Origin of the sequence: Psychrobacter sp. 2Y5 (assembly GCF_051847375.1) — a bacterium.
Classification (GTDB): domain Bacteria; phylum Pseudomonadota; class Gammaproteobacteria; order Pseudomonadales; family Moraxellaceae; genus Psychrobacter.
This window is the reverse complement of the sequence record NZ_JBPYDA010000033.1, coordinates 1-894: the sequence shown is the minus strand read 5'-3', so window position 1 is coordinate 894 and position 894 is coordinate 1. Positions and strand designations below refer to the sequence as shown.

1 protein-coding gene is annotated in these 894 nt (G+C 44.7%); it reads right to left on the bottom strand.

Annotated features, from left to right (window positions below; genetic code table 11):
* A partial coding sequence (locus ACS8E3_RS13005; RefSeq protein WP_439244757.1) for a transferrin-binding protein-like solute binding protein occupies positions 1 to 894 on the bottom strand: 894 nt, incomplete at both ends.

Genomic DNA, 894 nt, shown 5'->3' with positions numbered 1-894 from the left:
CAGCATCTTCTTTGGCTTTATTTGCAGCAGCAGTTGAAGCAGCGGCTTGTGCTTGAGCGTCTTTTAGCGCTTTATTAGCAGCAGCGGCTTGTGCTTGCGCATCTTGTGCTGTTTGTTCAGCGGCCGTTTGCTTGTCACTCTTAGCACCATAAGTACCTTGAGCGCCATTACCTTCGTAGACACCGCCTAGGTACTGAGCATCACCACCAAAAAATCCACCTTCAGTGTTATAGCCGGCGTTGTCAGAGGCATTACCTGAAAATTGGTTACCATTAATAGCTGCTGTTAGACCAATCTTACCCGCCTTATCGAACGCCAAGTTACCTTTTAATCTCTTCGCGACAAAGTCGGCAGTAAAGGCTGATTTACCAAATTCTATGTCATTGTTTAAGCCTAGCTGACGATAGGTCGCATCGCCACTATAGTTTATTTTTCCTTCATTTGGCATATTAGCGGCTTGGGTTGCATTACCGACTACGGCAACACCATTCACTGGTAGTTTAGCTGGATCAGTTGGATTTAAAGCAAGCACTGCATTGCCATCAATGTGACCAATGCGCATGTCATCTTCATAGTCTTTATATACTGAGGTATAGGTTAAGGGTAATTTCTGGCCTAGTGCTGAAACCTCTGTACTATCATCATGGCTTTTGAAGCCGTTTGATCCGGCAACATCTTTGTCGCCTTCACCTGAGGTGGTGATTGATAATTTACCTAGTAGGCCATCACCTGCACCTGGTTCTGATTCTGAAGCAAGATCTGCTCGTGCAATGACGCTATCATCGGTTGAATCAAAGTCACGTGTAGTGGTGTTATAGACTTTATTTAACGGTGCAACATTGACGTTCAATGACTGTACACCAGACTTCTTAGCTTCCGGTGCATTTTTGATCT